Genomic DNA, 5,154 nt, shown 5'->3' on the forward strand with positions numbered 1-5,154 from the left:
CTTGAAGAGAAGGGGCTTGCTGGCTCCTCCAACCTTAACGGAAAAACATTTTACAAAGGCAGAAGCATTGGCGGCATTCGCGATTATATGCAGGAAAAACTCGACTGTTTGGGGGAATTGGAAAAACAGCTGAAAAGATATGAAACCGAGGAGAAGGAATGCGAGGTTGTTGTCTATGGCGGCAAACGGGCAATCAGGGCGCACTTTGCCGATTATGTTGAGACAATGAAAAGGCTTGGGGGCGACTCGCTTCTTGTTGGCGTAGACGAGCGCAAATTTATGGAAGCTGACAGGCTTGCAGTAGAGCGGCTGTTTGAGGCACTCAAGCGCGAAGGACTAAAGGAGCGCGTGCTTGTATGCGAAGGCGAAACGTATTTGCCAGCCCCTAAACAAACGACTACTTATGCTGCTTTGCCGAAAAAATACTTTGATTCCGCAACATCTTTCCAGGTTTTCGGGGACAAGGTGGCAATTGTAATATTCTCCGAACCAGTGCACGTGATTACCATTAAAAGCAGGCGCACGGCAAACGCGTACAGGAAAAAGTTTGAGCTGCTGTGGAAGAATGCCAAGGTAATTAGAAGGTAAAAAGGCAAGACTGGCACAAAGAACAAGCAAAGCGCTTATCCTTCATATTTTCCCATCTTCTTCAGCTTGCTTAAGTAGTTCTCGCACGCGGCTTTGATAAGCTCCCTGTCTTTTTCATTTGTCTGGCGCAGGATTTTTGCAGGCACGCCTGCCACAAGGCTTTTTGGAGGGATTATTTGCCCTTCAAGCACAACAGCGCCTGCGGCAATTATTGACCACTCGCCGATAATGCACCCAGTCAGAAGGGTTGAATTCATGCCAACAAGCACATTGCCCCCGACTTTGCAGCCATGCACTATTGCGCCATGCCCAACAGTAACATTTTTGCCTATTTCAACCCCAGCACTAGCTCCAGCGCCAGCTTCAACACCAGGGTTGGCTCCATGAACAACGCACGACTCCTGTACACTTGTGTTGTCGCCAATTATTATTCCGCCTTCGTCAGCCCGCAGACAGGCAAATGCGGCAATGTAGACGTTTTTTCCAAGCCTTATATTTTCCTTAGGCTCAAGAAGTGAGTTTGGATGGATAAATGACATAATCTAGTCTGGGCAACAACTGTTTATAAGATTTGATGGTACTAGTTAGATTGATACCATGAAAATAGATAACGAGGGCAATGCAAATGAAGTGTATGGCGAGCTGGACAAGCGCTGGAAACTTGCCTGTGGCATTATTCTAGGAAAACCAGTTGGGGAACTTTCAGCATATGCGGCCTGGTTAAAGGAAATGTCTGACCCGGTTTATTTCAGAAAATCTGCAAAGTCCGGCACTAACGTTGCATTTTCAACAGACGACTATGCCAAAAACCTCAAATACGCTGTTTGCAATGTGGAAATGGATGAAGGGACAAACACAAACATAATTGAGTCCACTATTTCCGTCGACTCGGCAAGCTGCTACAGGTCTTCGGCGGTTGTGTATTCAAAGTACATCGGCTACTCATTCTGGCCGCGAAGCTGCCAGTATCTTTTTGGCTGCGACTCGCCGTTTGACTCGAATCATTGCATAAACATCTACTCTTGCACCCAGCAGACACGCTGTTTTGAAATTGACTGCTGCGGCTACTGCTCTGACCTGTATTTTGGGCATAACTGTGAAAACGTCCACGACTCCATGTTCTGCTTCAATGTAAAAAATATAAGAAATGCCATAGGAAACGCTGTGCTTCCTCCTGACAAGTACAAGGCAGCCAAAGCCGCACTTGTTAGCCAAATGCACGGCGAGCTTGAGAAAAAGAAGGATTTGAAGTGGGATATTTACAACGTGGTGGCACTGGCAGGAAAGAGAGAAAAATAAGGACACTTCGCCAAAATAATAAGGCTTTAAAATTCCCCATGCACAAACATAATCCTCAGATTGGGCCCGTAACTCAGCTTGGCCAGAGTGCCTGACTTTTAATTCCAATTTATTGGTGCGGCAAGACAGATTGCACCAACTTGATCAGGAAGGAAGCAATCAGGAAGCCGAGGGTTCGAATCCCTCCGGGCCCGATTCAAAACAAGTGCCGACATCTTCGTCTCTTTTTTAGGCTTTTTTTAGCTTTTGAGTTGGTGCAAGCAAACGCATAAAAACTGTTTAGGGCACTATTGTTGCATGGGCAAAGCCAGTTACGAAAAGCTAAAGGCGCACAAGCGGATTTTGAAGGAGCGGGTGAGGCAAAATTCAAGGGCCTTGCTTGAAGCGAATAAGAGGCTCAAAAAGCTGGAAAAGACAAGGAACCAGTATCTGTTTGACATAGGCCATGAACTAAAAACCCCCCTTGCCGTAGTTGAAATGAACCTTTCAGCCTTGTTTTCAGGGCAATTGGACAGCCATGAGAAGGAACTTTCCATGCGCATGCTCAAGCACAACATTGTGAGGCTGAAGAAAAAAATCGAGGAGATAATACAACTTTCGCGGATGGAAAGAGGAGGGCAAATACAAAAAAATGATATTTACCTGGGGCGGCTTGTAAAAACAGCGTTTGAGCTGCACAAGGACTTTGCCGCAGTGAAAGGCCTCGCAATTAAGTATACGCATAACGGCCACGACCCGGCGATTATCGGCGATGACAGGCTTGTCACCTTTGCGATTGACAACCTGATTTCAAATGCGGTTAAGTTCACGGACAGGGGAGAGGTAGGAATCGACTTGCACTTGGAGGGCAGGCACGCAGTAGTAAGCGTTTCTGACACTGGAAAAGGCATAGGGAAAACACAAATGAAAAAGCTTTTCAAGGAGTTTTACAAGGGCGACCCCGGGGGGCCTGGTACGGGGGTTGGCCTGTTCATATCAAAAAAGATTGCTAAGGCCCATGGAGGGGATGTGGTTTATGAGCCAAACAGGCCGCAGGGGGCAATATTTAAAATAACCTTTCCGATAAAGAAGCATTAGGAAAAAGCACACAATGCAACACAGGTGGGCAGATGGGTCCAAAGGATGCAAAAATACTGATAATTGACGATGAGGCCGAGGTTAGGGACAGCATTACGCTTTTGTTCAAGTCACAGAGTTTCAAAAACACCCAGGCTGCAAAGGATGCCAAGACCGGCCTTGAAAAAATGCAACAGGAAGATTTTGATTTAGTCATAGTTGACCTTATGATGCCGGTTGTTTCAGGCCACCATGTCCTAAAGGAAATGAAAAGGCTAAAGACAAAGACAGGAGTCATCGTTTATTCTGCGATAGGTTTGCCAGAAGTGTTTGGGCAGGACCTGAGCAAAAGCTACAAGGGACTTGTTTTTTTAAGCAAGACTGTGACACCCTCCGTACTGGTTGAGCATGTGAAAGATGCGCTGCACAAGCCGGCCTACACGCTATGAGGGATGTCTTGCAGGTGGCTTTTGTGGAGATAAAACAGGTTTTCAAAACAGTTTACCTGATAGACGGCAAGCTAGCTACCCTGAGCCTAGCGCCTGGGAAAAGAGTTTACGGGGAAAAAATAGTGCCTGTGCAAAGCCAAGGAGTGCCTGAAGATAGGGGGACCAATGGCGAGTATAGGGTATGGGACCTGTTTCGCTCAAAGCTTGCAGGCGCAATAAAAAAGGGCCTTGGAAGCCTTGAGATTGCCCCCGGCTCCAAAGTGCTTTATCTTGGCGCTGCATCTGGCACTACAGCTTCCCATATCTCCGACATTGTTGGCAAGGGTGGCGAGGTCTATTGCGTTGAATTTGCACAGAGGAGCCTGAGGGACCTTGTAGCTGTTTGCGAGTCAAGACCAAACATGTTTCCCATACTGGCTGACGCAAGAAAGCCGCAGGACTACTCTGAAATTCCAAAGGTGGATGCTATATACCAGGATGTTGCACAGCCAGACCAGGCCCAGATACTGATAAAAAATTCCCAAATGTTTCTGAAAAAAGGCGGCATTGCGTACCTGTGCGTCAAGTCCCAAAGCATCGATGTCACCGCAAGGCCCCAGGACGTGTTTGCGATGGTCAAAAAGCAGCTTGGGCAGGACTTTGATGTCATGCGGGAAATAGAACTTGCCCCCTACGACTACGACCACCTATTCCTTGCATTAAGGAAAAAATAATAAAATGTTTGCATTTAGGCAGGTTTGGCAAAATAGTTTGAAAGAAAAACAGCAAACGTGCAAATAAAGCCGGTTTTGGTTATGGCGTCCCACCACGGAGGAGGCAAAGGCGACAACAGGTTTCTGACTCTTTTATTCACAGGCCTGTTGGCAGGCATTTTCCTTGCCTCATTTGCAAAGTTTACATTTACAGAAAACTCCGGCTCCATGTTCTACTCTTTTGGGAAGTCAATTTGCACCTTCAGCCTGGAGAAAGGGGCTGAATCCGACTTTGGCTGCTGGGGCAGGATAATAGCCATTGAGCTTGTGGTTTTTGCCTGCGGCACGATTGAAATACTTTTTGCAAAGGAAGTGCACAAGCAGGCAATTGTCGACACGCCTGTTTTTCTTGCTGTTGCAGTCCTAAGCTTCCTGTTGGCATTTTTTGCCTGAAACAATAGCCATTGTGCTGACGGATTAATGGCCCAAAGATGGCTTAAGCTGCCAAAGATGGTTTTCTGACATGTTCCAGCCAGGACGTGGGCATGTAAAAAATAAAGAGAAAAAGAAGTTCTGCAAAGGTCCTTGGCTTACCTTGCTGACCTTGCCATCCTCTCAGTTTCGTCCCTCTTCTTTATTGAGTAGGATGAAACCGCATCTCCGCGGGCTGCATTTTCTATCTCGTTTGCAAGCGCGTCTGCAAGCGTCTTTTTGTTCCTGAATGCGCCCATGATTGCCGCAAGCGTGAGATTCCTCAGCGCCATGTCAAGCCTGCGCTGCGCAGACACGTCAACTGCGACCTGGTAAGACACGCCTCCAAACGAGACTCTTGTAAAGTCCTCCCTTGGGGCAGAGTTTTGAACCGCATCAACTAGAAGCTGTATTGGGTTTTTCTTTGTTTTTTCAGCAACAATTGAAAGCGCCTTTTCGACTATCTTTATTGCCTTTAGTTTTTTTCCGGACAGCTTGCCATGCGTCCTTATGACTTTTCCTGAGGTTTTTTCACCAGTGCCGCCTCGCATTAGCTTGTTTACAAGCCGCTCGACAATGTTGACGCCCCTTTTTCAAAC

General features: G+C 46.9%; 7 protein-coding genes and 1 tRNA gene. 6 read left to right on the plus strand and 2 right to left on the minus strand.

Annotated elements, in window-relative coordinates:
- Window positions 1–623: 623 nt before the first annotated feature.
- On the minus strand, window positions 624–1,127 hold the full coding sequence (locus tag FJZ26_03980) for a gamma carbonic anhydrase family protein (protein MBM3229566.1): 504 nt from the start codon (window positions 1,125–1,127) through the stop codon (window positions 624–626).
- A gap of 58 nt (window positions 1,128–1,185) precedes the next feature.
- Between FJZ26_03980 and FJZ26_03985 the strand changes: the two genes are divergently transcribed.
- The 6 genes from FJZ26_03985 to FJZ26_04010 all read left to right on the plus strand — a co-directional run bounded on the left by FJZ26_03985 (window position 1,186) and on the right by FJZ26_04010 (window position 4,537).
- Window positions 1,186–1,887, plus strand: a complete 702-nt coding sequence (locus tag FJZ26_03985) for a hypothetical protein (GenBank protein ID MBM3229567.1) — start codon at window positions 1,186–1,188, stop codon at window positions 1,885–1,887.
- Window positions 1,888–1,949: 62 nt separating this feature from the next.
- Window positions 1,950–2,081 (plus strand) — tRNA-Lys (locus FJZ26_03990).
- Window positions 2,082–2,184: 103 nt separating this feature from the next.
- Window positions 2,185–2,964 carry a HAMP domain-containing histidine kinase gene (locus FJZ26_03995; protein ID MBM3229568.1) on the plus strand — a complete coding sequence of 260 codons (780 nt, stop codon included), beginning with the start codon at window positions 2,185–2,187 and terminating at the stop codon, window positions 2,962–2,964.
- A 32-nt stretch (window positions 2,965–2,996) separates the two neighbouring features.
- Window positions 2,997–3,392, plus strand: coding sequence for a response regulator (locus tag FJZ26_04000; GenBank protein ID MBM3229569.1), 396 nt, complete (start codon window positions 2,997–2,999; stop codon window positions 3,390–3,392).
- Entirely contained in the window at window positions 3,389–4,105 is a 717-nt protein-coding gene (locus FJZ26_04005) for a fibrillarin-like rRNA/tRNA 2'-O-methyltransferase (protein ID MBM3229570.1), read from the plus strand. The genes FJZ26_04000 and FJZ26_04005 overlap by 4 nt, the downstream gene beginning before the upstream one ends.
- 81 nt (window positions 4,106–4,186) lie before the next feature.
- Entirely contained in the window at window positions 4,187–4,537 is a 351-nt protein-coding gene (locus FJZ26_04010; protein MBM3229571.1) for a hypothetical protein, read from the plus strand.
- 137 nt (window positions 4,538–4,674) lie between these two features.
- Here the strand turns inward: FJZ26_04010 and FJZ26_04015 are convergent, their stop codons facing one another.
- A complete protein-coding gene (locus tag FJZ26_04015) occupies window positions 4,675–5,106 on the minus strand; it encodes a 30S ribosomal protein S7 (protein MBM3229572.1) in 432 nt (143 codons plus the stop codon).
- Window positions 5,107–5,154 lie beyond the last annotated feature (48 nt).

The organism is Candidatus Parvarchaeota archaeon (genome assembly GCA_016866895.1).
GTDB lineage: Archaea > Micrarchaeota > Micrarchaeia > Anstonellales > VGKX01 > VGKX01.

What these genes read in the sequence shown, in the direction of transcription:
- FJZ26_03980 (MBM3229566.1), bottom strand. Translation starts at nt 1,127, where the DNA reads ATGTCATTTATCCATCCAAACTCACTTCTTGAGCCTAAGGAAAATATA.
- FJZ26_03985 (MBM3229567.1), top strand. Translation starts at nt 1,186, where the DNA reads ATGAAAATAGATAACGAGGGCAATGCAAATGAAGTGTATGGCGAGCTG.
- FJZ26_03995 (MBM3229568.1), top strand. Translation starts at nt 2,185, where the DNA reads ATGGGCAAAGCCAGTTACGAAAAGCTAAAGGCGCACAAGCGGATTTTG.
- FJZ26_04000 (MBM3229569.1), top strand. Translation starts at nt 2,997, where the DNA reads ATGGGTCCAAAGGATGCAAAAATACTGATAATTGACGATGAGGCCGAG.
- FJZ26_04005 (MBM3229570.1), top strand. Translation starts at nt 3,389, where the DNA reads ATGAGGGATGTCTTGCAGGTGGCTTTTGTGGAGATAAAACAGGTTTTC.
- FJZ26_04010 (MBM3229571.1), top strand. Translation starts at nt 4,187, where the DNA reads ATGGCGTCCCACCACGGAGGAGGCAAAGGCGACAACAGGTTTCTGACT.
- FJZ26_04015 (MBM3229572.1), bottom strand. Translation starts at nt 5,106, where the DNA reads ATGCGAGGCGGCACTGGTGAAAAAACCTCAGGAAAAGTCATAAGGACG.